The 25,552-nt window shown below is 52.9% G+C and carries 24 protein-coding genes; 17 read left to right on the top strand and 7 right to left on the bottom strand.

Annotated elements, in window-relative coordinates; all coding sequences use genetic code 11:
* Window positions 1–4: 4 nt before the first annotated feature.
* The 3 genes from rbsA to kup form a co-directional block, all read right to left on the bottom strand.
* Window positions 5–1,510, bottom strand: a complete 1,506-nt coding sequence (gene rbsA / locus KAJ71_RS21710) for a ribose ABC transporter ATP-binding protein RbsA (protein ID WP_248947586.1) — start codon at window positions 1,508–1,510, stop codon at window positions 5–7.
* 7 nt (window positions 1,511–1,517) lie between these two features.
* Entirely contained in the window at window positions 1,518–1,937 is a 420-nt protein-coding gene (gene rbsD / locus KAJ71_RS21705) for a D-ribose pyranase (protein ID WP_121608267.1), read from the bottom strand.
* Window positions 1,938–2,230: 293 nt separating this feature from the next.
* Window positions 2,231–4,099, bottom strand: a complete 1,869-nt coding sequence (kup, locus tag KAJ71_RS21700; RefSeq protein WP_248947585.1) for a low affinity potassium transporter Kup — start codon at window positions 4,097–4,099, stop codon at window positions 2,231–2,233.
* 309 nt (window positions 4,100–4,408) lie between these two features.
* On the opposite strand from kup, the gene ravA reads away from it, so the two are divergent.
* Both ravA and viaA read left to right on the top strand, forming a co-directional pair.
* A complete protein-coding gene (ravA, locus tag KAJ71_RS21695) occupies window positions 4,409–5,917 on the top strand; it encodes an ATPase RavA (RefSeq protein ID WP_248947584.1) in 1,509 nt (502 codons plus the stop codon).
* A 2-nt stretch (window positions 5,918–5,919) separates the two neighbouring features.
* On the top strand, window positions 5,920–7,383 hold the full coding sequence (viaA, locus tag KAJ71_RS21690; protein WP_248947583.1) for an ATPase RavA stimulator ViaA: 1,464 nt from the start codon (window positions 5,920–5,922) through the stop codon (window positions 7,381–7,383).
* 3 nt (window positions 7,384–7,386) lie between these two features.
* Here the strand turns inward: viaA and asnA are convergent, their stop codons facing one another.
* Window positions 7,387–8,379 carry an aspartate--ammonia ligase gene (gene asnA, locus KAJ71_RS21685; RefSeq protein ID WP_248947582.1) on the bottom strand — a complete coding sequence of 331 codons (993 nt, stop codon included), beginning with the start codon at window positions 8,377–8,379 and terminating at the stop codon, window positions 7,387–7,389.
* A gap of 155 nt (window positions 8,380–8,534) precedes the next feature.
* Between asnA and asnC the strand changes: the two genes are divergently transcribed.
* The 13 genes from asnC to KAJ71_RS21620 all read left to right on the top strand — a co-directional run bounded on the left by asnC (window position 8,535) and on the right by KAJ71_RS21620 (window position 20,290).
* Window positions 8,535–8,996 carry a transcriptional regulator AsnC gene (asnC, locus tag KAJ71_RS21680; RefSeq protein WP_021181440.1) on the top strand — a complete coding sequence of 154 codons (462 nt, stop codon included), beginning with the start codon at window positions 8,535–8,537 and terminating at the stop codon, window positions 8,994–8,996.
* 313 nt (window positions 8,997–9,309) lie between these two features.
* Window positions 9,310–9,750 carry an FMN-binding protein MioC gene (gene mioC, locus KAJ71_RS21675; RefSeq protein ID WP_248947581.1) on the top strand — a complete coding sequence of 147 codons (441 nt, stop codon included), beginning with the start codon at window positions 9,310–9,312 and terminating at the stop codon, window positions 9,748–9,750.
* A gap of 381 nt (window positions 9,751–10,131) precedes the next feature.
* Window positions 10,132–12,021, top strand: coding sequence for a tRNA uridine-5-carboxymethylaminomethyl(34) synthesis enzyme MnmG (gene mnmG, locus KAJ71_RS21670; protein ID WP_248947580.1), 1,890 nt, complete (start codon window positions 10,132–10,134; stop codon window positions 12,019–12,021).
* Between the two features lie 139 nt (window positions 12,022–12,160).
* The gene (rsmG, locus tag KAJ71_RS21665) at window positions 12,161–12,781 is read left to right on the top strand and encodes a 16S rRNA (guanine(527)-N(7))-methyltransferase RsmG (protein WP_248947579.1); all 621 of its coding nucleotides are present in this window, start codon (window positions 12,161–12,163) and stop codon (window positions 12,779–12,781) included.
* Window positions 12,782–13,414: 633 nt separating this feature from the next.
* Window positions 13,415–13,798, top strand: a complete 384-nt coding sequence (atpI, locus tag KAJ71_RS21660) for a F0F1 ATP synthase subunit I (protein ID WP_248947578.1) — start codon at window positions 13,415–13,417, stop codon at window positions 13,796–13,798.
* 21 nt (window positions 13,799–13,819) lie between these two features.
* Complete coding sequence (atpB, locus tag KAJ71_RS21655) at window positions 13,820–14,596, top strand: F0F1 ATP synthase subunit A (RefSeq protein ID WP_248947577.1); 777 nt, start codon at window positions 13,820–13,822, stop codon at window positions 14,594–14,596.
* Window positions 14,597–14,645: 49 nt separating this feature from the next.
* A complete protein-coding gene (gene atpE / locus KAJ71_RS21650) occupies window positions 14,646–14,885 on the top strand; it encodes a F0F1 ATP synthase subunit C (RefSeq protein ID WP_000429386.1) in 240 nt (79 codons plus the stop codon).
* 56 nt (window positions 14,886–14,941) lie between these two features.
* Window positions 14,942–15,412: a F0F1 ATP synthase subunit B gene (gene atpF, locus KAJ71_RS21645; protein WP_248947576.1), complete on the top strand. Its 471-nt coding sequence runs from the start codon at window positions 14,942–14,944 to the stop codon at window positions 15,410–15,412.
* Between the two features lie 14 nt (window positions 15,413–15,426).
* The gene (atpH, locus tag KAJ71_RS21640) at window positions 15,427–15,960 is read left to right on the top strand and encodes a F0F1 ATP synthase subunit delta (RefSeq protein WP_248947575.1); all 534 of its coding nucleotides are present in this window, start codon (window positions 15,427–15,429) and stop codon (window positions 15,958–15,960) included.
* A gap of 12 nt (window positions 15,961–15,972) precedes the next feature.
* Window positions 15,973–17,514, top strand: a complete 1,542-nt coding sequence (atpA, locus tag KAJ71_RS21635; RefSeq protein ID WP_248947574.1) for a F0F1 ATP synthase subunit alpha — start codon at window positions 15,973–15,975, stop codon at window positions 17,512–17,514.
* Window positions 17,515–17,571: 57 nt separating this feature from the next.
* Window positions 17,572–18,435 (top strand): F0F1 ATP synthase subunit gamma, encoded by an 864-nt coding sequence (gene atpG, locus KAJ71_RS21630; protein WP_248947573.1) that lies wholly within the window; start codon window positions 17,572–17,574, stop codon window positions 18,433–18,435.
* A 32-nt stretch (window positions 18,436–18,467) separates the two neighbouring features.
* A complete protein-coding gene (atpD, locus tag KAJ71_RS21625) occupies window positions 18,468–19,850 on the top strand; it encodes a F0F1 ATP synthase subunit beta (RefSeq protein WP_021181425.1) in 1,383 nt (460 codons plus the stop codon).
* A gap of 20 nt (window positions 19,851–19,870) precedes the next feature.
* Window positions 19,871–20,290 (top strand): F0F1 ATP synthase subunit epsilon, encoded by a 420-nt coding sequence (locus KAJ71_RS21620; protein ID WP_004933814.1) that lies wholly within the window; start codon window positions 19,871–19,873, stop codon window positions 20,288–20,290.
* Here the strand turns inward: KAJ71_RS21620 and KAJ71_RS21615 are convergent.
* Entirely contained in the window at window positions 20,271–20,537 is a 267-nt protein-coding gene (locus tag KAJ71_RS21615) for a hypothetical protein (protein ID WP_248947572.1), read from the bottom strand. The two genes, KAJ71_RS21620 and KAJ71_RS21615, sit on opposite strands and share 20 nt — an antisense overlap.
* Window positions 20,538–20,584: 47 nt before the next feature.
* On the opposite strand from KAJ71_RS21615, the gene glmU reads away from it, so the two are divergent.
* Window positions 20,585–21,955, top strand: coding sequence for a bifunctional UDP-N-acetylglucosamine diphosphorylase/glucosamine-1-phosphate N-acetyltransferase GlmU (gene glmU / locus KAJ71_RS21610; RefSeq protein ID WP_248947571.1), 1,371 nt, complete (start codon window positions 20,585–20,587; stop codon window positions 21,953–21,955).
* Window positions 21,956–22,152: 197 nt separating this feature from the next.
* Window positions 22,153–23,982, top strand: coding sequence for a glutamine--fructose-6-phosphate transaminase (isomerizing) (gene glmS / locus KAJ71_RS21605; protein WP_248947570.1), 1,830 nt, complete (start codon window positions 22,153–22,155; stop codon window positions 23,980–23,982).
* A gap of 143 nt (window positions 23,983–24,125) precedes the next feature.
* Here glmS and KAJ71_RS21600 read toward each other — a convergent pair whose 3' ends face one another.
* Both KAJ71_RS21600 and KAJ71_RS21595 read right to left on the bottom strand, forming a co-directional pair.
* Window positions 24,126–24,728 (bottom strand): hypothetical protein, encoded by a 603-nt coding sequence (locus KAJ71_RS21600; RefSeq protein ID WP_248947569.1) that lies wholly within the window; start codon window positions 24,726–24,728, stop codon window positions 24,126–24,128.
* 25 nt (window positions 24,729–24,753) lie between these two features.
* Window positions 24,754–25,455, bottom strand: a complete 702-nt coding sequence (locus KAJ71_RS21595; RefSeq protein WP_248947568.1) for a zeta toxin family protein — start codon at window positions 25,453–25,455, stop codon at window positions 24,754–24,756.
* Between the last annotated feature and the right edge of the window lie 97 nt (window positions 25,456–25,552).

Below are 25,552 nucleotides of genomic sequence, written 5' to 3'. Positions count from 1 at the left end.
CTGATTACTCCTGCTTTACGCCGTATTGCTTGCCGACGGCTGCTGCCATCAGCACTTCCTGGGTGGCCTGTTCAATCGGGAATTCGCCGCTGAGGTGGCCTTCGTGCATCACCAGAATGCGGTCACTCATGCCCAGCACCTCCGGCATTTCCGAAGACACCAGAATGATGCTCAGCCCTTCCTGCTTGAACTGGTTGATTAACTGGTAGATCTCTTTTTTGGCCCCGACGTCGACGCCGCGTGTTGGTTCGTCGAGGATCAGCACCTTTGGCCGGGTCATCAAGCCACGGGCAATCGCCACTTTTTGCTGATTGCCGCCGGAAAGCAGGCCAATTGGCTGCTCCATCGACGGCGTTTTGATATTGAACAGGCGGATAAAATCGCTGACGGCAATCTGCTCGTCGGCATGTTTCAGACCACCACCGGCACGGCTGAAATAGCGCAGCGCGGTCAGCGACATGTTTTCCTTCACCGACATCCCCAGCACCAGACCATCACGCTTACGGTCTTCGGAGATATAGACGATGCCGTTGGCCAGACCATCCTGAGGAGTACGAGTCACCACCTCATGGCCGTCCAGATTCACGGTGCCGCTTTTACGTGGCGCCGCACCGTACAGGATCTTCATCAGTTCGGTACGCCCGGCTCCCATCAGGCCAGCCACACCCAAAATCTCACCGCTATATAAAGTAAAGCTGACGTCATGCACACCAGGGCCGGAAACGTGGCTAACCTGCAGGCGTTTTTCACCGCGCGGCAGATTCAGGCGTGGATACTGCTCTTCCAGCTTGCGGCCAACCATCATTTCAATCAGCGAATCTTCATTCAGTTCGGCAACCGGCCGCTCGGCAATAAATTGCCCGTCACGGAATACGGTCACATCGTCGCAGATTTCGAAGATTTCTTTCAGACGGTGGGAGATATAAACAATGCCGCGCCCTTCGGCTTTCAACTCGTTGATCACTTTAAACAGCGAGGCGGTTTCTGTATCGGTCAGGGCATCGGTAGGCTCATCCATGATGATCACTTTGGATTCAAAGCTCAGCACCTTGGCAATTTCCACCATTTGCTGATCGCCAATCGACAATTCCCCCACCAGCCGGTGGCTGCTGTAGCGCAGGTTCAAACGCGCCAGCAGCTTGTCCGCTTCGGCATACATACGTTTCCAGTCGATGCGGCCAAAGCGGTTAACGAACTCGCGGCCAAGAAAGATGTTCTCGGCAATGGTCAACTGCGGGATCAGGTTCAATTCCTGGTGGATGATACCGATACCCGCTTCCTGCGAATCCTTTGGCCCGTTGAAAGCCACTTCTTTGCCGAGGAAATATTGGCTGCCCGCATCTTTGTTGTAGATACCGGTCAACACTTTCATCATGGTGGACTTGCCGGCACCGTTTTCCCCCACTAACGCCATCACCCTGCCGGGATAAACGCTCAGGGCGGCCCCAGAAAGCGCCTTCACGCCGGGAAAAGCCTTATCGATCCCTTTCAGTTGCAGTAAAGGTTGCATAGGCGCCTCAGAAAGTTACGCCGGAGCACAGGATCACGTTCGCATAAGGCGAACATTCTCCGCTGCGGATCACGGCCCGGCTATGTTCGGTTTGCGCTTTAAACGCGCTGTGGCTGATATAGCTGATGCTGATGGTGTTGCCCTGGCGTTGGCCAAGCTGTGTCAGTTGATCCAACAACGCTTGGTGGAGCGACGGGTTATGCTTGACGATCTCTTCCGCCAGGATGGCGCTCTCTACCTGCATTTCCTGCGTCACCACGCCGACAACCTGCAAGAATGTCGGCACCCCTTGGGTCAGCGCCAGATCGATACGCGGCGTCACGGCCGGGATCGGCAAGCCCGCATCGCAAATCGCGATCTGATCGGTATGGCCGAGACGAGAGACCACCGCAGAAACGTCAGAATTCAGTAGTACGCCTTTTTTCATGAGTAAACTCCAGCAGCGAAACGTTTCGCTATTGAGTTAGTTTAGAAAATCAGCAGGGGAAGGCAACCGCGTAATAGCGGAAATGTGATCGCCATCGAAACGTTTCGCTCGCGTTCGACAAAAGCGTAAATAAAAAGAAGGGCCCAGCAAATGCTGAGCCCCTTAGACTGATGGCAAACTTAAATTAGGCATCATGCTCACCAAAGGCACCCTAAAATAATCAGGAAAATCAATTTATTGATTTTCGGCCTTTACGACAAAGAGGGAAAAACCACGCTTTTTCCCTCTTTGATTTATATTTCGACCTGGGTTCCCAGTTCGATGACCCGGTTGGGCGGGATCTCAAACTGGTCGGCGGCCCGCAGCGCATTGCGGCTCAGGGCGATAAACAGCTTGCCGCGCAGGAACAGATACCACGGCCGTTTGGTGAGGATCAGCGATTCATGGGACATAAAGAACGACGTCTCCATCATCCGGCATGGCAGCCCTTCCAATCCACAGCGGTGGAAGACTTCCTCGACGTTAGGCGTTTCACGCCAGCCATAGCTGGCCACCACCCGCCAGAAGGTCGGCGACAATTGTTCAATCGTCACCCGGCGAACGTTATGCACATAAGGCGCATCTTCGGTACGCAAGGTCAGCAGTACCACCCGCTCATGCAGCACTTTGTTATGCTTGAGGTTATGCAGCAACGCAAATGGGATCACGTTAATTGCACGGGACATAAAGACAGCAGTACCCGGCACGCGAACCGGCGGTGATTTTTCCAGTGAGGCAATCAACGCTTCAAGGGAGTTGCCGTGCTCATGCATCCGACGCAGCAGGCGGAAGCGTTCGCTCTTCCAAGTGATCATGATCAGGAACATCACCAGGGCCAACGTCAGTGGCAACCAACCACCGGAGAACAGCTTCAGGGCGTTAGCCACGAACATCGGCACATCAATAATCAACAGGATCGCCAGAATGCCCCCCACCAGGAAGCGGTTCCAATGCCAGTTCTTGATGGCGACGGAGGTGATCAGGATGCTGGTCAAGACCATGGTGCCGGTCACCGCAATACCATAGGCTGCGGCCAGATTGCTGGAGTGTTCGAAGCCCACAATCACCAACACCACGGCGATATACAGGGTCCAGTTAATCACCGGGATATAGATCTGACCGGACTCCATTTCCGAGGTATGAATGATACGCATCGGTGACAGATAGCCCAGACGAACGGCCTGGCGGGTCAACGAGAAGACGCCGGAAATCACCGCCTGCGAGGCAATAACCGTGGCCAGCGTGGCCAATATCAGCAGTGGGATCAGCGCCCAATCAGGAGCCAACAGGAAGAACGGGTTCTTGATCGCCTCTGGATTTTTCAGCAGCAATGCCCCTTGCCCGAAGTAGTTGAGCACCAACGAAGGTAGCACAACGGTAAACCAGGCCAGGCGGATCGGGAATTTACCAAAGTGGCCCATATCGGCATACAGCGCTTCCACACCGGTAATCGACAGCACCACCGCACCAAGCGCGAAGAACGACACCTTCTTATATTCAACAAAGAAGTTGAAGGCCCATTTCGGGTTCAGCGCCTGCAACACTTCCGGGTTGGCGATAATGCTGCGCGCGCCCAGGACTGCCAACACGATAAACCACAGCAGCATCACCGGGGCAAACAGTTTGCCCACGCTGCCGGTGCCATGTTTTTGGATCGCAAACAGTAAGGTCAGTACCAGAATGGAGAGCGGGACGATATAAGGGTCCAGCGACGGGGCGGCAATCTCCAACCCTTCGATCGCCGACATCACCGAAATCGCCGGGGTGATCACCACCTCGCCATAGAAGAAGCTGCCACCAATCAGACCCAGGATCACCAGAAAAGAGGTGGTACGCGCCGAGGTATGGCGCCCTGCCAAAGACATCAGCGTCAGTATCCCGCCTTCACCGGCGTTATCCGCACGCATGACATAGGTGAGATACTTCAGGGAAACGATGACAATCAACATCCAGAAGATTAAGGAAAGGAAACCAAACACCACATCGGGACGGACATCAAAACCGTAGTGGCCGGAGAAACATTCTCGCAAGGTATAGAGCGGGCTGGTGCCGATATCACCGTAAACGACCCCAATAGCCGCCAGGGTAACCGCCGATAAAGACTGTTTATGTTCTGTGCTCATAGTTTGCTTCTTTTGCTAGATCATCCGTCAACCGACGCATCCGCATCAGGCTAAAGACACGGGCTCGAAGATCCGTCACACCCTGTAAAAGGCGCACAGTATGCATCATTTATAGTACTTACCTACTCTTATATCAGACCCCAAAAATAAACAAAATGTGAACCAGCCCCCTTGATGAGCATAGAAAAATTTTACTAATCAACAAGCTATAAGGCTAAAAATAATGATGGTTTATCATCGGATTCTCTAGCAAGATTGGCTGTCGGCCTGGGTGGCAGGCTCTAACTTCCGGACAACGCGAACTATTTTATGGCGTCATCAACACTTCTGGCAGAACGGATCGCCCGCCTCAGCAGTGCGCTGGAGAGCGGCCTTTATGAACGGCAAGAAGCTATCAGGCTATGCTTGCTAGCGGCATTGTGCGGCGAAAGCGTGTTCCTGCTTGGGCCGCCGGGGATCGCCAAAAGCCTGATCGCTCGCCGGCTGAAATTTGCCTTCCGCAGCGCTCGCTCATTTGAATACCTGATGACGCGCTTTTCCACGCCGGAAGAGGTGTTTGGCCCGCTGTCGATCCAGGCTCTGAAAGATGAAGGCCGCTATCAGCGCCTGACTGCGGGTTATCTGCCCGAAGCCGAGATCGTCTTTCTTGATGAGATCTGGAAGGCTGGCCCGGCTATCCTCAATACCCTGCTAACCGCGATCAACGAACGCCGCTTCCGTAATGGCAATAGTGAAGAACCCATTCCATTGCGCCTGCTGGTCACCGCCTCCAATGAATTACCCGAGGCCGATAGCAGCCTTGAGGCGCTGTATGACCGCATGCTGATCCGGTTGTGGCTTGATAAGGTGCAGGATAAGCAGAATTTTCGCTCGCTGTTGGTGACCCGCCAGAATGAAAGTGACAACCCGGTACCTGAGGCACTGAGCATCAGCGATGAAGAATTCCACCAGTGGCAACCGCAGATCGATAAGGTCAAACTGCCGGAAAACTGCTTTGATCTGATCTTCCTGCTGCGCCAGCGGTTAGACGCCTTGGAACAGGCACCTTATGTTTCCGACCGGCGTTGGAAGAAATCCCTGCGCCTGCTGCAAGCCTGTGCCTTTTTCAGCGGCCGCGACACCATTGTGCCGTTAGATTTAATGCTGTTGAAGGATTGCCTGTGGCACGATCGCACCTCATTGAAGCTATTGCAGCAGCAAATCGATCAGTTGCTGACCGAACAGGCCTATCAGCAACAAACCTTGTTGCTCCAGCTACAGCAGATCCACACCCGCTGGATGCAGCATCAACAGCAGCAGAGCCATCGCCAGGCCATCCAACTGGTGAAGAAAGGCGGCATGTTCAGCCGCAAGCCGCAATACGTGCTGGAGCATCCGCTCACTGGCACCACTTTGACGTTACTGCTGCAAAAGCCGCTACAGCTACACGACATCCAGGTTAACCACCTGAGTATCGAAAGCAGCATACTGGAAAATTGGCTGCAAAAAGGGGGTGACGTGCGCGCCAAGCTCAACGGCATTGGTTTTGCCCAGCAGATCGATCTGGAAGTCGATGAGCAACTGCACCTGATCGTGTTGGACGTCAGCCGTCAGCCCTCCCTGTTGGCCCTGCCGGGTAAGCCGACTGGGGGAACTCCGCCAGAATTCCTGGACGAAATAGAGGCATTAAACCAGCGCCAGACGGAACAACGGCGGCTATTCAGCCAGCATCAGCCTTGCCTGTTCACCCCTGCCGCCGGGTTGGCGAAAATTGAAGCCAGCCTGTTACAGGTTGCCGAGCAAATCAAACAGCTGTCCCAGCAAATGCGCGGCCAGTAACGATGCTGAGCCTCGAAACGCTCGATATGCTGTTGTCGATCTCCGAAGGCGATCTGATCGAAGAGTTGATCATTGGCATGTTGGCCACGCCGCAGTTGGTGGTGTTTTTCAAAAAGTTCCCGGCGATACGTCGGGCTATCAACCGCGATCTGCCTCATTGGAAGTTACAACTGAAAGATCGCATCCAGCAAGCCGTGGTGCCACCAGTGCTGGCCCAAGAGTTTTACCGCTATCAGCGGTGTCAGTTGGAAAGCCACAGCCAGTTCTCGCAAAACCTTAACGATACGCTAGATCTGTTACGCCACTGTACATCGCCGTTTTACACCCAGGCTCGAAGTATGGTGGACGCCGCCGATCTGCCTACTCATGCACTCGATGGCAGCTTCCAGACCCTGTTTCTGCAACGCTGGCGCATTAGCCTGACGCTGCAGGCAACGATGCTGCACCATAAGTTATTGGAGCAGGAGCGTGAACAACTGATGGCCGAGTTGCAAGAACGGCTGGCACTGAGCGGCGCACTGGAACCGGTGCTGGCGGAAAACGACACCGCCGCAGGCCGATTGTGGGATATGAGCAAAGGCCAGTTACACCGCGGTGACTACCAACGGCTGGTGGAGTACGGCGATTTCCTGCAACAGCAGCCGGAGCTGCAAAAGCTGGCACAGCAGCTGGGCCGCAGCTATGAAGCCAAGGCGGTGCAGCAACAAGATGCGCAACCGGCACCGTTCCGGGTGATGGTACAAGTTCCCGCCATTCAGCCGGAAGAGGTCAGCGGTATACACCAAAGTGACGACATCCTGCGGCTATTACCACCCGAACTGGCAGCGTTGGGCATCGAAGAATTGGAATTTGAGTTTTACCGGCGGCTGCTGGAAAAACGGTTGTTGACCTATCGCCTGCAAGGGGATGCCTGGCAGGAACAGATCATGATGCGCCAGGTCACCCAGCAGCAGCAGGACCAGCAACCGCGCGGGCCGTTTATTGTCTGCGTAGATACCTCCGGCTCAATGGGTGGCTTTAATGAGCAATGCGCCAAAGCCTTTTGTCTGGCACTGCTGCGCATTGCGCTGGCAGACAATCGCCGCTGCTACATCATGCTGTTTGCCAACCAGATTGTGCACTATGAACTGACGGCCGCCAGCGGTATCGAACAGGCGGTGCGTTTCCTGGGCCAGCATTTTCGTGGCGGGACGGATTTGGCCGCCTGTCTGAATGCCACGGTCAGCAAAATGGCAGAAAGCGACTGGTTTGACGCCGATGCGGTGATCATTTCCGATTTTATTGCCCAGCGGCTGCCGGATGAGGTGATCAAGAAAGTGAAGTCACAACAGCATAGCCACCAGCAACGCTTTCATGCGGTGGCCATGTCGGCCTATGGCAAACCCGGCATCATGCGCATCTTCGATCATATCTGGCGCTTTGATACCGGGTTAAAAAGCCGTTTACTGCGGCGCTGGAGTCGCTAGCCGTTACAGCAGCCCTTCAACGCTTTCGCGTACCTCAGGCCCCCACACGCCACACTGTACCTGACCAATATGCGACAGTTGCAACAACAGCATCACCAGGCGTGATTGACCAATCCCGCCGCCAATGGTCTGAGGCATTTCACCGCGCAGCAGAGATTGATGCCATTCCAGCTTCAGGCGATCCAGATCGTCGGTTAACGTCAGCTGATGTTGCAGCGCTGCCGCGTCAACACGAATACCCATAGAGGAAAGTTCAAACGCATCCTGCAACACCGGGTTCCACACCACGATGTCACCGTTCAACCCTTTCAGCCCTTCGACACCTGGCGTGGTCCAGTCATCATAATCCGGTGCGCGCACGTCATGAGATTTGCCATGTGACAGCTCGCCACCAATACCAATCAGGAATACCGCCCCCAATTCTTTGGCAATCGCACGTTCACGGCCTTTGGCATCCAGATCGGGGTAACGTTGCAGCAGTGTTTCGCTGTGAACAAAGTGGATCTGTTCTGGCAGGAACGGTGCCAGACCAAATTCACGGCTCACCGCGGCTTCCGTTTCTTTTATAGAGGCATAGATCCGCTTAACGGTATCTTGCAGGTAAGCCGGGCTACGTTCGCCATCTCCCATTACACGTTCCCAATCCCACTGATCGACATACACCGAGTGGATCGGCGTCAGGCGATCTTCATCCGGGCGCAGCGCTTTCATATGGGTATACACACCTTCACCCGCGCTGAAATCGTGGTCGCCCAGGGTTTTACGCTTCCATTTAGCCAGCGAGTGCACGACTTCAAACGTCGCGTCCGGCAGGCTTTTGACTTTCACCTGAACGGCTTTTTCGCTGCCAGAAAGGTTATCTTGAGTCCCATCGCCCAATCGGCTGAGGATCGGAGCCTGCACTTCAATCAGGCCAAGCTGCTGTTCCAACTGGCGGGAGAAGAAGGATTTTACGAAGCTGATTTGTTGTTGTTTTTGGATAAACTGCTTTTTCATTGCCGTATCTCTTAAATAACCTGTCTAGTTGCCAATGATTAAGCAACAGAATGGCACCTAAATTCAATATCCATCAATCAATATTGCCTTTTCACTTTTAATCGGTCATTTTTAAGCGGTGATAATTCAACAATCAGCAATTAAAGGGGCATTTAATGGCAGAAATTTATCAGATCGATAATCTCGATCGCGGCATCCTCAACGCGTTAATGGAGAATGCCCGCATGCCTTACGCCGAACTGGCGAAGAATTTTGCCGTCAGCCCCGGCACCATTCATGTGCGAGTGGAGAAGATGAAGCAGGCCGGGATCATCACCGGAACGCGGGTTGATGTGAATCCAAAACAGCTAGGCTACGACGTCTGCTGCTTTATCGGCATCATATTAAAGAGTGCCAAGGACTACCCTTCGGCTCTGAAAAAGCTCGAAAGCCTGGAAGAAGTGGTGGAAGCCTATTACACCACCGGCCACTACAGCGTGTTTATCAAGGTGATGTGCCGCTCGATCGACGCGTTGCAACAGGTACTGATCAACAAGATCCAGACCATCGACGAGATCCAATCAACAGAGACGCTGATCTCGTTGCAGAATCCTATCATGCGTACCATTACGCCTTAGGCTGGTGTTTAGCAGGCATTCATATCATCGATTAAACCCGAAGATTACGTGGCGTAATAAAAAATTTATTGGCCAGTGAGCTGGTGGCATGCTGGCCGCTTCCTTCCTTGCCCCGCCCCCCTTCTTGATTAAATAACTTCAAATCAAAACATTACATGAAGAAGATGCCATTATTCTTTGAGAAATTAACCCCTTAATCTCAGATCCAACGACAGACAAGATCGTTATACCCATATTATCCACAGGTAGATCCCAGCTGATTCACAGAGTACAATACGGCCTCTTGAGTATAAAGGTTGGGATCAATTCATTCATGGCAGACATTACTCTGATCAGTGGCAGCACGCTTGGCAGCGCAGAATACGTGGCTGAACATTTGGCCGAGAAGCTTGAAGCCGCAGGTTTCTCAACGGAGATGCTGCATGGCCCTGAATTGGATGAATTGACGCTGTCAGGTCGCTGGCTGGTGGTTTCCTCTACCCACGGTGCAGGTGATTTACCGGATAATTTGCAGCCGCTGTTGGAACAACTGGCAGAGCAGCAACCGGATTTATCCCAGGTGCAGTTTGGTGCCGTCGGTTTGGGCAGTTCTGAGTACGATACCTTCTGTGGTGCGATCAAACAGATCGACGATCTTTTCCAGGCTCGTGGAGCGAAAAGGATCGGCGATCGTCTCGAGATCGACGTGACCCAACATGAAATTCCCGAGGATCCTGCCGAGGAATGGCTGAAGAATTGGATTATTTTACTCTAATTCGGTTAAAGATCGCGCGAACGATTGTGTATAACTAGGCTTGAAAGCAGGGTATAAGCGGTAGTTATCCCAATAACAACCGTCGTACACTTTTCCATCTGTGGATAACATGGCATTTAGATCCCAGCTTATACTGGCCAGGATCACCGATCATTCACAGCAAACGATCCTGCTTAATCGGCTGATCTTTATCTGGAATAATCACTTATCCACAGAGGATCGCGATCCTAATAAGAGATCTAATAAAGAGATCTTTAAATAAAAAAGATCTTCTTTTAATTACCTAAGATCCTGACCGCTTGGTCGATCGACTAAACTTGAGTAGAATCCTCCCCCCAGGGCAAACAACGATCGTTCGCAAGTACTCCGAGGTGCTGTTCCATGTTTTATCCAGAGCAATTTGACGTCATTATCATCGGTGGTGGCCATGCCGGAACCGAAGCCGCCATGGCTGCGGCACGTATGGGACGTCAGACTTTATTACTGACCCACAATATCGACACGCTGGGACAAATGTCCTGTAATCCGGCGATCGGTGGTATCGGGAAAGGGCATCTGGTCAAGGAAATCGATGCACTCGGCGGGCTAATGGCCAAGGCGATCGATCATGCCGGCATCCAGTTTAGGATACTAAACGCCAGCAAAGGCCCGGCAGTGCGAGCCACTCGAGCTCAGGCAGATCGCGTCCTGTATCGCCAAGCCGTTCGTACCGCATTGGAGAACCAGCCAAACCTGATGATCTTCCAACAGCCGGTCGAGGATCTGATCGTCGAGAACGATCGAGTGGTCGGTGCGGTGACCCAGATGGGGCTGAAGTTCCGAGCTAAAGCGGTGGTACTGACCGTGGGCACCTTCCTGGATGGCAAGATCCACATCGGGCTGGAAAACTACAGCGGCGGCCGTGCCGGGGATCCTCCGTCGATCTCTCTGTCACAGCGTCTGCGTGAACTGCCTCTGCGTGTTAATCGCCTGAAAACGGGTACACCACCCCGTATCGATGCGCGCACCATCGACTTCAGCGTTCTAGCTGAGCAGCATGGCGATACGCCAATCCCTGTGTTTTCTTTCCTGGGTAACGCCAGCCAGCATCCACAACAGGTGCCGTGCTACATCACGTACACCAACGAAAAAACGCATGACGTGATCCGCAATAACCTCGATCGTAGCCCAATGTATGCCGGGATCATCGAAGGGATCGGGCCACGCTACTGCCCATCGATCGAAGACAAAGTCATGCGCTTTGCCGATCGTAATGCGCACCAGATCTTCTTGGAACCTGAAGGGTTAACCAGCAACGAGATCTATCCGAACGGTATTTCCACCAGTTTGCCCTTTGACGTACAGATGCAGATCGTTCGTTCGATGGAAGGGATGCAAAATGCCCGTATCGTTCGCCCTGGCTATGCCATCGAGTACGATTTCTTCGATCCACGCGATTTGAAACCGACGTTGGAAAGCAAATTTATCCAGGGGCTATTCTTCGCAGGCCAGATCAACGGCACCACCGGTTACGAAGAAGCTGCTGCACAAGGCCTGTTGGCTGGGTTGAACGCCGGGCGTTATGCCGTTGAAGACGAAGGCTGGTCACCACGCCGCGATCAGGCTTACCTGGGGGTGCTGGTGGACGATCTCAGTACGCTGGGCACCAAAGAGCCGTACCGTATGTTTACCTCACGTGCCGAATACCGTCTGATGCTGCGTGAAGACAATGCCGATCTGCGCCTGACGGAAAAAGGCCGCGAACTGGGGCTGGTTGACGATGTCCGCTGGCAGCGTTACTGCGAAAAGCTCGAGCACATCGAACAGGAACGCCAACGTCTGCGTGATATCTGGGTGCATCCGCATTCAGAGAACGTCGAGCAGGTTAACGTCCTGCTGAAAGCGCCTTTGTCACGCGAAGCCAACGGCGAAGAACTGCTGCGCCGCCCGGAAATGGATTATGGTCAACTGACCGCGGTGGCTGCTTTCGCGCCTGCGCTGACAGACACTGAAGCTGCCGAGCAGGTGGAAATTCAGGTGAAATACGAAGGCTACATCGCTCGTCAGCAAGATGAGATCGACAAACAGCAACGCAACGAGAACACCGTACTGCCGCTGGATCTCGATTATCGTCAGGTATCCGGATTATCCAACGAGGTGATCGCTAAACTTAACGATCACAAGCCTAACTCGATCGGCCAGGCTTCGCGCATTTCCGGTATCACCCCAGCAGCGATCTCTATTTTGCTGATCTGGCTGAAAAAGCAGGGCTTACTGCGCCGCAGCGCATAAATCCGCTCACCGAGTAGCCGTTTGCCTATCTGCTGAGCAAACGGCCGCTGACATCATCTCAAGCCTGAATTATCATAGGCTGCCTTAGAGAGCAGTTGCAGATTGGCCTGCTGTTCCACGCCTGTCAGAGGACTCTGTTGTGCAAAAAAAATTGGATTCGTTGCTTGCAGCGGCTGGAATTTCGCTTCCCGATCAACAAAAGCAGCAATTGTTGGGCTATGTCGCTATGCTCGATAAGTGGAACAAGGCTTACAACCTCACTTCCGTTCGCGATCCGCAGCAAATGCTGGTGCGTCATATCATGGACAGCATCGTGGTGAATGCCCATCTGACAGGTTCACGCTTTATCGATGTTGGCACAGGTCCTGGTTTGCCTGGTATACCATTGGCGATTGTGCGACCCGATGCCCATTTCACTCTGTTAGACAGCCTGGGCAAGCGGGTACGCTTTCTGCGGCAGGTACAGCATGAGCTGGGGCTGAACAATATCGAACCGGTACAGAGCCGTGTAGAAGAGTTTGTAGCAGAACCGCCGTTTGATGGCGTGATCAGCCGGGCGTTTGCTTCGTTGCAAGATATGTTGGCCTGGTGTCACCATCTGCCAGCCAAAGGCCAGGGACGTTTTTATGCGCTGAAAGGGGTTTGCCCGCAAGACGAACTGGCGCAGTTGCCAGAGGGAATCTCTCTGGAGTCGGTGGTGCGTTTGCAGGTGCCGGAGCTGGAAGGCGAGCGCCATTTGATCGTCCTGAAAGCCCACTAAAGCCAAATCAGAATTGTTTAGCATCAAATAATCAGCGATTGATGTAAGGTACAGAAGGTAAATAGCAAGCAGGCTAATCAGATAGTTCCTTTTGGTTTTTTTTCATTTAATTAACATTGTTGTGTCAGAAATGCATCATTTCAGTGGGCGATAGTCACGTTAGCAACAATGTGTGAAAGATTCCGATTTGCGGTTAGTGTTAATTTAGTGTTGCTTTATTCTTCCTGTGAATGTCAATAAAAGGTTTTTACGGGGTATAAGGATTGTTTTTGAACGGTTACGCTGTAATGATTTGATTTATAATATTTTTTGATCGCCCGAAAAGCTAAAGACCTTGGTCGTTAACCTGGGCTATAACTCATTAATAGTCAGTATTGTGATCGGTTGCACGTTTCTTACCGCAACTGTGGAATAGTCAGACAAATAAATACGACAGATTATTCCGACCATTTTCTTGTGAAAATAGCCCGAAAAAGGGAAATTTAAATAATTGTTCACCTTTTCGCTACTTATCGATTGAATTCGTTGGAGTGGCCCGTATAATTTGCACGTTTTTTGCTGCTTGACTCAGAACCGCAAAGGCAGTTTTATACGTCGGCATACCCCCTCAGGGGTACGGAGAGAACAAACGTCATGTCTGTGTCCCTTTACAGCGGAAAAGTTGCACGCAAGTTGCTGTTGCTGCAGTTAATGACTTTTGTTTTGATCAGCGCTGCTTTCGGCCTGAAAAGTCTGGAGTGGAGCGGTTCGGCACTGGCAGGTGGCTTGGCTGCCTGGTTACCCAATGCCATGTTTATGCTGTTTGCCTTGCGTCATCAGGCACAGACGCCGGCGCCCGGACGGGTTGCCTGGTCGTTCGCCATTGGTGAAGGGCTAAAGGTCGTGATCACCATCGTTTTGCTGATCGTGGCGCTTGGGGTGTTCAAAGCGGCGTTTGTACCGCTTGGCCTGACCTATTTAGCGGTGTTAGTGGTGCAGATCGTGGCACCCGCCGTGATTAACAGTTACCGAAATTAACTAAATAAGGGTAGAGGCATCATGTCTGCAGAGGGATTCAACAGTCCACAGGAGTATATCGGTCACCACCTGACGCAGCTTCAGGTCGGGACTGGGTTTTGGTCGATTAACCTCGACTCGATGTTTTTCTCAGTCGTCCTCGGGGTGGTCTTTCTGGCGATTTTCCGCAAGGTTGCCAAAAACGCCACCAGTGGTGTGCCAGGAAAGTTGCAAACCGCCGTTGAGCTGATCGTTGGCTTTGTCGACAACAGCGTTAAAGATATGCACCACGGCAAGAGCAAGGTGATTGCTCCACTGGCACTGACGGTGTTCGTCTGGGTGTTCCTGATGAACCTGATGGATCTGATCCCGGTTGATTTCCTGCCGTATATCGGAACTCAGCTTGGTCTGCCAGCACTGCGTGTGGTGCCGACCGCCGATGTGAACATCACGCTGTCGATGGCGCTGGCCGTATTTATCCTGATCCTGTTCTATAGCATTAAAATGAAAGGCATTGGTGGGTTCGTCAAAGAGTTAACCATGCAGCCGTTCAACCACCCGGTATTTATTCCCATTAACCTGATCCTTGAAGGTGTCAGCCTGCTGTCCAAACCTGTTTCACTGGGTCTGCGACTGTTCGGCAACATGTATGCGGGTGAGTTGATCTTCATCCTGATTGCTGGTCTGTTGCCGTGGTGGTCACAGTGGATGCTTAGTTTGCCTTGGGCAATCTTCCACATCCTGATCATTACGCTTCAAGCCTTTATTTTCATGGTTCTGACGATTGTCTATCTCTCGATGGCGTCTGAAGAGCACTGATTTTCTTAAAACACTTGCACTATTAAACTGAAACAAACTGGAGACTGTCATGGAAAACCTGAATATGGATCTGCTGTACATGGCTGCCGCTGTGATGATGGGTCTGGCGGCAATCGGTGCTGCGATCGGTATCGGCATCCTGGGTGGTAAATTCTTGGAAGGCGCTGCACGTCAGCCTGATCTGATCCCTCTGCTGCGTACACAGTTCTTTATCGTTATGGGCCTGGTTGACGCCATCCCGATGATCGCTGTTGGTCTGGGTCTGTACGTGATGTTTGCTGTCGCGTAAGTAGGGTTAACCCTCTACAAACAACCATTAATTAACTTTTAAAGAGGCATTGTGCTGTGAATATTAACGCAACAATCCTCGGCCAGGCTATCGCGTTCATCCTGTTTGTCTGGTTCTGCATGAAGTATGTATGGCCGCCGATTATGGCAGCCATCGAGAAGCGTCAGAAAGAAATTGCTGATGGCCTCGCTTCTGCAGAACGTGGCAAAAAAGATTTGGACTTAGCGCAGGCCACTGCGACCGACCAGCTGAAAACTGCCAAAGCGGAAGCTCAGGTGATCATAGAGCAAGCAAACAAACGCAAAGCTCAGATCATGGACGAAGCGAAAGCAGAAGCCGAGCAGGAACGTAACAAAATCGTGGCGCAGGCTCAGGCTGAGATCGAAGCCGAACGTAAGCGCGCTCGTGAAGAGTTGCGTAAGCAAGTCGCGATGCTGGCAATTGCCGGCGCCGAGAAGATCATCGAACGTTCCGTGGATGAAGCTGCTAACAGCGACATCGTTGATAAACTGGTCGCTGAACTGTAAGGAGGGAGGGGCTGATGTCTGAATTTATCACTGTAGCTCGCCCCTACGCCAAAGCAGCTTTTGACTTTGCCGTTGAGAACCAAAGTGTAGAACGCTGGCAGCAAATGCTGGCGTTCACTGCTGTTGTCACTCGTAATGAACAGATGGCGGAACTGCTTTCTGGTGCTGTAGCACCTGAAACCTTGTCCAACACGTTTATTGCGGTTTGTGGCGATGAGCTCGACGAACATGGCCAGAACTTTATCCGTGTAATGGCCGAAAATGGACGTTTACTGGTTCTTCCTGCGGTGTTGCAACAGTTCATCGAACTGCGCGCCGCGCTGGAATCCACCGTCGAAGTCGACGTGCTCTCATCGAGCGCACTGAGCGACACACAGCAAGCCAAGATTGCCGCTGCGATGGAAAAACGTCTGTCACGCAAAGTTAAGCTGAATTGCAAAATTGACAAGTCTGTACTGGCCGGTGTCATTATCCGTGCCGGTGATCTGGTGATCGATGGTAGCGTACGTGGCCGCCTCGACCGCCTGGCAGACGTCTTGCAGTCTTAAGGGGACTGGAGCATGCAACTGAATTCCACCGAAATCAGCGAACTGATCAAGCAGCGCATTGCTCAGTTCAATGTAGTGAGCGAAGCTCACAATGAAGGTACCATCGTTTCCGTCAGCGACGGGATCATCCGTGTACACGGTTTGGCCGACGTTATGCAGGGCGAAATGATCGCTCTGCCAGGCAACCGTTACGCAATTGCATTGAACCTGGAGCGTGACTCTGTAGGTGCCGTGGTTATGGGTCCGTATTCGGATCTGGCCGAAGGCATGAAGGTAAAATGTACCGGCCGTATTCTGGAAGTTCCGGTAGGCCGTGGCCTGTTGGGCCGCGTAGTCAACACGTTGGGCGCACCGATCGATGGTAAAGGCCCTGTTGAACACGACGGTTTCTCTCCGGTTGAAACTATCGCACCTGGCGTTATCGAACGTCAGTCTGTTGATCAGCCAGTGCAGACCGGCTACAAATCGGTCGATGCCATGATCCCAATCGGTCGTGGCCAGCGTGAGCTGGTGATCGGTGACCGTCAAACCGGTAAAACCGCACTGGCGATCGATGCGATCATCAACCAGCGTGATTCCGGCATCAAATGTGTTTACGTGGCTATCGGCCAGAAAGCGTCCACCATCGCTAACGTGGTGCGCAAGCTGGAAGAGCACGGCGCACTGGCCAACACCATCGTGGTTGTGGCTACTGCGTCAGAATCCGCTGCACTGCAATATCTGGCGCCATATGCCGGTTGCGCAATGGGCGAATACTTCCGTGACCGTGGTGAAGATGCGCTGATCGTATACGATGATCTGTCCAAACAGGCTGTTGCTTACCGTCAGATCTCCCTGCTGCTTCGCCGTCCACCAGGTCGCGAAGCTTACCCAGGCGACGTATTCTACCTCCACTCCCGTTTGCTGGAGCGTGCTGCGCGTGTTAACGCCGACTACGTTGAAGCCTTCACCAAAGGTGAAGTCAAAGGCCAAACCGGTTCACTGACCGCTCTGCCGATCATTGAAACCCAGGCGGGTGACGTTTCCGCGTTCGTTCCGACCAACGTAATCTCGATTACCGATGGTCAGATCTTCTTGGAATCCAACCTGTTTAACTCCGGTATCCGTCCGGCGGTTAACCCGGGTATTTCCGTATCCCGTGTGGGTGGTGCAGCACAGACCAAGATCATGAAAAAACTGTCCGGTGGTATTCGTACCGCACTGGCACAGTATCGTGAACTGGCTGCGTTCTCTCAGTTCGCTTCCGATCTGGACGATGCAACGCGTAAACAGCTGAGCCACGGTCAGAAAGTGACCGAGCTGCTGAAACAGAAACAGTATGCGCCGATGTCCGTCGCACAACAGTCTCTGGTGCTGTTTGCCGCCGAGCGTGGTTACCTGAACGACGTAGAAGTGGCGAAAGTCGTCAGCTTCGAAGCCGCTCTGGTTGCTTTTGCGGATCGCGAGCATGCCGAACTGCTGAACCACATCAACCAAACTGGTGCTTATAACGATGAGATCGAAGGCAAGCTGAAAGGCATCCTCGATACCTTCAAGGCAACCCAGTCCTGGTAACGCATAGCGGCCTGCCGTTGCAAGACGGCAGGCCGCTGGCAATGAGGAGAAGCAGAGATGGCCGGCGCAAAAGAGATACGTAGTAAGATCGCCAGCGTGCAAAACACGCAGAAGATCACTAAAGCGATGGAAATGGTCGCCGCCTCCAAAATGCGTAAATCGCAGGAACGCATGGCGGCCAGCCGTCCTTATGCAGAGACCATGCGCGAGGTGATTGGTCACCTGGCTTTAGGGAATCTGGAATATAAGCACCCGTACCTGGATGAGCGTGACGTTAAGCGCGTCGGGTATCTGGTGGTGTCTACTGACCGTGGTCTCTGCGGTGGCTTGAACATCAACCTGTTCAAGAAGCTGTTGGCAGAGATGAAAGGCTGGTCTGAAAAAGGCGTTGAAGCTGATTTAGCGCTTATTGGCTCGAAAGCGGCCTCTTTCTTTGGTTCCGTGGGTGGCAACGTGGTTGCCCAGGTGACTGGCATGGGGGATAACCCTTCCCTGTCGGATCTGATCGGTCCTGTGAAAGTGATGCTGCAAGCCTACGACGAAGGTCGTTTAGACAAGCTGTACGTTGTCAGCAACAAATTTGTTAATACGATGTCCCAGGAACCGCAGTTACTGCAACTTCTGCCATTGCCACCTTCTGATGACAGTGAACTGAAGAGAAAATCCTGGGATTACCTGTATGAACCCGATCCAAAAGTGCTGCTTGATACCTTGCTGCGCCGTTATGTGGAATCGCAAGTTTATCAGGGCGTCGTGGAAAACCTGGCCAGCGAGCAGGCCGCACGAATGGTCGCGATGAAAGCCGCAACCGATAACGGCGGTAGCCTGATCAAAGAGCTGCAGTTGGTATACAACAAGGCGCGTCAGGCCAGCATCACTCAGGAACTCACCGAGATCGTTTCGGGAGCCTCCGCGGTTTAAGCTAGGTTTACGAATTACGTAGAGGATTCAAGATGGCTACTGGAAAGATTATCCAGGTAATCGGCGCCGTGGTGGACGTCGAGTTCCCTCAGGATGCCGTACCAAAAGTGTACGACGCTCTTGAGGTCGCAAACGGCTCCGAGAAATTGGTGCTGGAAGTTCAGCAACAGCTGGGTGGCGGCGTGGTTCGCTGTATCGCAATGGGGACCTCAGACGGTCTGCGTCGTGGTCTGGCCGTAACCGACCTGCAGCACCCAATTGAAGTACCGGTAGGTAAAGCTACCCTGGGCCGTATCATGAACGTATTGGGTCAACCAATCGACATGAAGGGTGACATCGGCGAAGAAGAACGTTGGGCTATTCACCGCCCGGCGCCAAGCTACGAAGAACTGTCCAACTCCCAGGATCTGCTGGAAACCGGTATCAAGGTAATGGACCTGATCTGCCCGTTCGCCAAGGGTGGTAAAGTCGGTCTGTTCGGTGGTGCTGGTGTAGGTAAAACCGTAAACATGATGGAGCTGATCCGTAACATCGCGATCGAGCACTCCGGTTATTCAGTGTTTGCGGGCGTGGGTGAACGTACTCGTGAGGGTAACGATTTCTACCACGAAATGACCGACTCCAACGTACTGGACAAAGTTTCCCTGGTTTACGGCCAGATGAACGAGCCACCAGGTAACCGTCTGCGCGTTGCGCTGACCGGCCTGACCATGGCTGAGAAGTTCCGTGATGAAGGTCGTGACGTACTGCTGTTCGTCGATAACATCTACCGTTATACCCTGGCCGGTACCGAAGTGTCCGCACTTCTGGGCCGTATGCCATCGGCGGTAGGTTATCAGCCAACGCTGGCGGAAGAGATGGGTGTTCTGCAAGAACGTATCACCTCTACCAAGACCGGTTCAATCACCTCTGTGCAGGCCGTTTACGTTCCTGCGGATGACTTGACTGACCCATCACCAGCCACCACCTTTGCTCACTTGGATGCAACCGTGGTACTGAGCCGTAACATCGCTTCTCTGGGTATCTACCCGGCCGTTGACCCGCTGGACTCCACCAGCCGTCAGCTGGATCCGCTGGTAGTTGGCCAGGAGCACTACGACGTAGCGCGTGGCGTGCAGTCTATTCTGCAACGCTATCAGGAACTGAAAGATATCATCGCCATCCTGGGTATGGACGAGCTGTCAGAAGATGACAAGCTGGTTGTATCCCGTGCGCGTAAAATCCAACGTTTCCTGTCTCAGCCGTTCTTCGTGGCAGAAGTCTTTACCGGTTCTCCGGGCAAGTTCGTATCGCTGAAAGATACCATCCGTGGTTTCAAAGGCATTATGGACGGCGACTATGACCACCTGCCGGAGCAGGCGTTCTACATGGTTGGCACCATTGAAGAAGCAGTGGAAAAAGCCAAGAAACTGTAACGCCTTGAGAGGAGGGTGATATGGCTATGACTTACCATCTGGATGTCGTCAGCGCGGAAAAGCAGATGTTTTCCGGCCTGGTGCAGAAGATCCAGGTGACAGGCAGCGAAGGCGAACTGGGGATCTTCCCTGGCCATGCGCCGCTGCTGACTGCCATCAAGCCTGGCATGGTGCGTATTGTTAAACAGCACGGTGAAGAAGAGTTCATCTACCTGTCCGGCGGTATCCTTGAGGTACAGCCGAGCGTGGTAACCGTGCTGGCGGACACTGCCATCCGTGGAACGGACCTCGACGAAGCGAGAGCGCTGGAAGCTAAGCGTAAAGCTGAAGAGCACATCCGTAGCTCTCATGGCGATGTCGACTATGCTCAGGCATCTGCTGAACTGGCGAAAGCGATCGCGAAACTGCGCGTTATCGAGCTCACCAGAAAAGCGATGTAAACTCCCGCGTTGCCTGCAGCGTGTGGAAATAAGAAAGCGGCCCCTGTGGGTCGCTTTTTTTTTGTTTTAAAATAAGCGTTTCAACCGGCCAGGCATTGTGCTGTATTAGCGCGTCCAGTGGAATTAAGCGTCGCCGATCGCCGACAGTTTTTTCGCTGTACGGCTGGATTGCAGCCATTGGCGGCAGGCTAGGAGCCATACGGCCTGCGCTGGATTCGTGTAGAGAAATATGTAGTAATTCCGTCATCAAACGGTTTTACTTTCGTCCATCAAAATGGAGTTATCAGGTTGCTTATGTCTAACAGTGCAATGAGCGTGGTTATCCTCGCCGCGGGCAAGGGAACACGCATGTATTCCGACCTTCCCAAGGTGTTACATCCGCTGGCGGGTAAGCCAATGGTGCAGCACGTCATTGATGCTGCCATGAAGCTGGGCGCCAAAAACGTCCATCTGGTTTACGGCCACGGCGGCGAGCTGCTGAAAAGCACCCTGCGCAATGATGCACTAAACTGGGTGTTGCAGGCCGAACAGTTGGGAACTGGCCATGCGATGCAGCAGGCGGCACCGCATTTTTCCGATGATGAAGACGTGCTGATGCTGTATGGCGATGTGCCATTGATCGCCGTCGACACGCTGACGCGCCTGCTGGCAGCCAAACCTCAGGGGGGCATTGGCCTGCTGACGGTGAAGCTGCAAGATCCAAGCGGTTATGGCCGCATCGTGCGTGAAAACGGCACTGTGGTGGGCATTGTCGAACATAAAGATGCCAACGAGCAGCAGCGCCAGATTAACGAGATCAACACCGGCATTCTGGTGGCCAACGGCCGCGATCTGAAGCGCTGGCTGGGCAAGCTGAACAATAATAATGCCCAAGGTGAATTCTATATCACCGACATCATTGCCCTGGCTCATGCCGAGGGGAACAAGATTGAGGCGGTACACCCGGCGCGCCTGAGCGAAGTTGAAGGTGTGAATAACCGCCTGCAACTGTCGCAGCTTGAACGTGTGTATCAGGCCGAGCAGGCAGAGAAGCTGCTGCTGGCTGGCGTGATGCTGCTGGATCCGGCGCGCTTCGATCTGCGTGGCGAGCTGGAACATGGCCGCGATATCTCCATCGATGCCAACGTGATTATCGAAGGCAAGGTCAAGCTGGGTAACTGCGTGAAGATCGGCGCAGGCAGCGTGCTGAAAAACTGCGTGATTGGCGACGACTGCGAGATCAGCCCTTACAGCGTGCTGGAAGATGCCGTGCTGGAATCGGCCTGTACCGTAGGCCCGTTTGCCCGGTTACGCCCGGGTGCCGAACTGGCGGAAGGTGCCCACGTTGGCAACTTCGTGGAAATGAAGAAAGCCCGCCTGGGCAAAGGCTCTAAAGCCGGTCACCTGAGCTATCTGGGCGACGCCGAGATTGGCGACGATGTGAATATCGGTGCCGGTACCATTACCTGCAACTACGACGGTGCCAACAAGCACAAAACCATTATTGGCGACGGGGTGTTTGTCGGTTCGGACACTCAACTGGTGGCTCCGGTTACCGTAGGCAAAGGGGTGACGATCGCTGCTGGTACCACGGTGACGCGTGATATTGCGGATAATGAGCTGGTGTTGAGCCGGGTCAAGCAGGTGCATATTCAAGGCTGGCAGCGTCCAACCAAGAAGAAGTAATACCCATCACCCTAACCTTCTCCCTATGGGAGTGGGTTAGGGGCGACACTGTTTTGCTCTGTACTTTCGTTAAAGAGCACAGAGCAAAATATAATAATCCCCATTATCTACAGGCTCGGGGAAGCACGGGTAAACCGGCAAAAATCAGGTCGAGACATCGAAAGCGCCAGCAAGGCGTTTAATTAGGAATACAACAGATGTGTGGAATTGTAGGTGCAGTAGCGCAACGTGATATCGCCGAGATCTTGTTGGAAGGTTTACGCCGCCTGGAATACCGGGGCTATGACTCAGCGGGTCTGGCCGTGGTGGATAGCGAGGGTAACGTCAGCCGTTTACGTCGTGTCGGCAAGGTACAAAAACTGGTGGAAGCGGCAGAGCAGCATGATCTGCACGGCGGTACCGGGATAGCCCATACCCGTTGGGCGACGCACGGTGAGCCTTCGGAGGCGAACGCGCATCCTCATGTTTCAGATTACATCGCGGTGGTGCATAACGGCATTATCGAAAACTACGAACCGCTGCGCGAACTGCTGATTGAGCGTGGTTATCACTTCAGCTCTGAAACCGATACCGAGGTGATTGCTCACCTGGTGCATTGGGAACAGAAGCAGGGCGGTACGCTGCTGGAAGTGGTACAGCGTGTGATCCCACAGCTGCGTGGCGCTTATGGCACCGTGGTGATGGACAGTCGCGACCCGAGCGTATTGGTTGCTGCCCGCTCAGGTAGCCCGCTGGTGATTGGCCGTGGCGTGGGCGAAAACTTCATTTCTTCCGACCAACTGGCCCTGCTGCCGGTAACCCGCCGCTTTATCTTCCTGGAAGAAGGCGACGTGGTAGAAGTAACCCGCCGCACCGTCAGCATTTTTGACAAGCAGGGTAATGCGATTGAGCGCCCGGAGATCGAATCTCAGGTGCAATACGACGCTGGTGACAAAGGCGCGTACCGTCATTACATGCAAAAAGAGATTTTTGAGCAGCCAATGGCGCTGAAAAACACCCTTGAGGGGCGTTTCAGCCATGGCAAAATCGACCTGAGCGAGCTTGGCCCGCACGCCGACGAACTACTGTCAAAAGTGCAGCACGTGCAGATCATCGCCTGTGGGACTTCCTACCACTCCGGGATGGTAGCACGTTACTGGTTCGAGTCGCTGGCTGGCGTGCCTTGTGACGTCGAGATCGCTTCTGAGTTTCGTTATCGCAAGTCAGCGGTGCGCCCGGGCAGCCTGATCATCACCCTGTCTCAATCCGGTGAGACTGCCGATACGCTGGCAGCGCTGCGCCTGTCCAAAGAGCTGGGTTATTTGGGTTCTCTGGCCGTGTGCAACGTGGCCGGTTCTTCACTGGTGCGTGAATCCGATCTGGCTCTGATGACCAAGGCCGGTACCGAAATCGGCGTCGCTTCCACCAAAGCCTTTACCACCCAGCTTGCTGTGTTGTTGATGCTGGTGGCGCGTCTGGGCCGCCTGAAAGGGATGGCGGAAAGCGTAGAGCATGACATAGTGCACGGTCTGCAAGCGCTGCCTGCGCGTATCGAGCAGATGCTGTCACTGGACAAGAGCATCGAAGCGCTGGCGGAAGGTTTCTCTGATAAGCATCATGCCCTGTTCCTTGGCCGTGGCGATCAATATCCGATCGCGATGGAAGGGGCACTGAAGCTTAAAGAGATCTCCTATATCCACGCAGAGGCGTACGCCGCCGGTGAGCTTAAGCACGGCCCGCTGGCGCTGATCGATGCCGATATGCCGGTGATCGTAGTTGCGCCTAACAACGAGCTGTTGGAGAAGCTTAAATCCAATATCGAAGAGGTGCGCGCCCGTGGTGGCCAGCTGTATGTGTTCGCCGATCAGGATGCCGGTTTCGTCAGCAGCGAAGGGATGACCATCATCCCACTGCCGCACGTGGAAGAAATCGTCGCACCGATCTTCTACACCGTGCCGTTGCAGTTACTGTCCTACTACGTGGCCCTGATTAAAGGCACCGATGTGGATCAGCCACGTAACCTGGCGAAATCCGTTACCGTGGAGTAATTTCACGAAGATAGGCTATAAATTGAAAAATCCGGTGGTGCCGTTCAAAAGGCACACCGGATTTTTTTATCGCTGAATCAAAGTAATAGCTGCCAGAGGCCAACAATCATTGTTGTAATATTTGCGCCGTAGTGTCGGTTTAATTATTTTTTTGCCTTAGCGTAGTGCAACCCAGCTCTGTGTCCGATATTTGTTGAGAACAGATGGCGACGAATAGATTCGTCTTCTGATTTCTGTGAGAAATTCACATTTTTGGTGCGCGGCACGCCAGTCCTTGGATCGGTATATTCAATGGTCACTGTAATTGAGCGCTCGTCCACTCCTTGAGGGAGTAAACTCTCAATACTTTCCCTGACGAGATCGGCAGTCTGTTGGGCTTTTGAAGAGATAGCAAAAGGCCTTACAAGCATCGTTGCTGGCACTAGACGATACTGTGTTCTCCCCAGAGACGCTGGAAAGACAGTTAGCTGTTGCAACGGATACCCGGTAGACTCACGATCTGAATCACCACCAAGCTGCTCTCTTAACTTCACTAAACGTTCGATTGAAGTTGAATAGCGAGTGGCCGCGTCATTGGTGATGCAATCAGTTGTGCTCGCTGGGTTCATAACCTTAGCCATATCGTCCATAGAAAGCTCAGCAGCCCTCTGATTGGTCGCTTTTACCTCGTCACTGATATTCGGCCCAAAGACATCGAGCAGCGAAGGTTCAGTTGCAGGGATCCTGGCATCAGTTTTGAATGACATACGCACTCCTTAAAACGGACAAATGTTATACACCGATGTGTGCCAGATCTTCAATGACAGTGTAGGGGCAATCATGAGAGTCCACCCAGCTATCTTTGGTAACTCCTGATTTATAATCAATGATGAACTGCCCCTGGTTGTTAGGATCGGGGCGCCGCTGGATGACATTTAATGTGAAGCACCCGTGGTACTTATTGAGAACATGTTCGATCGTCTCACTGCTTTTTATGAAATTCTTTTTAAGAACATCAAGTGGCACTTGTCGAGTCCTCGTCTGGGCATATTGCCATGCCAGTGCTGGCTCAAAGTAAACATAGTTGAGCATCACTTTGTAGCCTGCCTCAAACGCCCTGTCGAAATTTTTATCAGCTATACCAGGGCTGGCAAACGTGGAATCCATGATGATAGGGTAACCATCGGTTAGCGCATGTTTATACGTTTTCTCAACCATGCCGGAGGCTGGCTTCTGGTAATCTCTAGCGTTTTTTTCATTGTAGTAGGGGAACCACCAACGAAAATCATCAGCATCAATACGAACAAAGTTCGTTAGTCCGTTCTGTTCTATTAAGCGATTCAGGAGTTCAGTTTTTCCCGCCGCAGGGGAACCTGCCATAAAGAGAACTTCCTTTGAGGTTGCTACCTTATTTTCTGTGAGGTAGCGATAGAGGTGAGATTCAATTGAATCACCAAAAGCCGGTAAAATAGTTTGTAGTTGTTTATTTTCCATATCAAACTCGTCAGTCCATTTGACCTGCCCCCAGGGTTAGATACAACGCTCAGTTAGTAATGTCGGTTCCTTCACGCTCAGAATTACCCTTTCTCCA

This window comes from Serratia silvae, from assembly GCF_023282985.1.
GTDB lineage: Bacteria > Pseudomonadota > Gammaproteobacteria > Enterobacterales > Enterobacteriaceae > Chania > Chania silvae.
This window is presented reverse-complemented; position numbering and strand designations above follow the sequence as displayed.

Coding starts and splice junctions, on each gene's coding strand:
- rbsA (WP_248947586.1), bottom strand. CDS start 1,510: ATGCAACCTTTACTGCAACTGAAAGGGATCGATAAGGCTTTTCCCGGC.
- rbsD (WP_121608267.1), bottom strand. CDS start 1,937: ATGAAAAAAGGCGTACTACTGAATTCTGACGTTTCTGCGGTGGTCTCT.
- kup (WP_248947585.1), bottom strand. CDS start 4,099: ATGAGCACAGAACATAAACAGTCTTTATCGGCGGTTACCCTGGCGGCT.
- ravA (WP_248947584.1), top strand. CDS start 4,409: ATGGCGTCATCAACACTTCTGGCAGAACGGATCGCCCGCCTCAGCAGT.
- viaA (WP_248947583.1), top strand. CDS start 5,920: ATGCTGAGCCTCGAAACGCTCGATATGCTGTTGTCGATCTCCGAAGGC.
- asnA (WP_248947582.1), bottom strand. CDS start 8,379: ATGAAAAAGCAGTTTATCCAAAAACAACAACAAATCAGCTTCGTAAAA.
- asnC (WP_021181440.1), top strand. CDS start 8,535: ATGGCAGAAATTTATCAGATCGATAATCTCGATCGCGGCATCCTCAAC.
- mioC (WP_248947581.1), top strand. CDS start 9,310: ATGGCAGACATTACTCTGATCAGTGGCAGCACGCTTGGCAGCGCAGAA.
- mnmG (WP_248947580.1), top strand. CDS start 10,132: ATGTTTTATCCAGAGCAATTTGACGTCATTATCATCGGTGGTGGCCAT.
- atpI (WP_248947578.1), top strand. CDS start 13,415: ATGTCTGTGTCCCTTTACAGCGGAAAAGTTGCACGCAAGTTGCTGTTG.
- atpB (WP_248947577.1), top strand. CDS start 13,820: ATGTCTGCAGAGGGATTCAACAGTCCACAGGAGTATATCGGTCACCAC.
- atpE (WP_000429386.1), top strand. CDS start 14,646: ATGGAAAACCTGAATATGGATCTGCTGTACATGGCTGCCGCTGTGATG.
- atpH (WP_248947575.1), top strand. CDS start 15,427: ATGTCTGAATTTATCACTGTAGCTCGCCCCTACGCCAAAGCAGCTTTT.
- atpA (WP_248947574.1), top strand. CDS start 15,973: ATGCAACTGAATTCCACCGAAATCAGCGAACTGATCAAGCAGCGCATT.
- atpG (WP_248947573.1), top strand. CDS start 17,572: ATGGCCGGCGCAAAAGAGATACGTAGTAAGATCGCCAGCGTGCAAAAC.
- atpD (WP_021181425.1), top strand. CDS start 18,468: ATGGCTACTGGAAAGATTATCCAGGTAATCGGCGCCGTGGTGGACGTC.
- KAJ71_RS21620 (WP_004933814.1), top strand. CDS start 19,871: ATGGCTATGACTTACCATCTGGATGTCGTCAGCGCGGAAAAGCAGATG.
- KAJ71_RS21615 (WP_248947572.1), bottom strand. CDS start 20,537: ATGACGGAATTACTACATATTTCTCTACACGAATCCAGCGCAGGCCGT.
- glmU (WP_248947571.1), top strand. CDS start 20,585: ATGTCTAACAGTGCAATGAGCGTGGTTATCCTCGCCGCGGGCAAGGGA.
- glmS (WP_248947570.1), top strand. CDS start 22,153: ATGTGTGGAATTGTAGGTGCAGTAGCGCAACGTGATATCGCCGAGATC.
- KAJ71_RS21600 (WP_248947569.1), bottom strand. CDS start 24,728: ATGTCATTCAAAACTGATGCCAGGATCCCTGCAACTGAACCTTCGCTG.
- KAJ71_RS21595 (WP_248947568.1), bottom strand. CDS start 25,455: ATGGAAAATAAACAACTACAAACTATTTTACCGGCTTTTGGTGATTCA.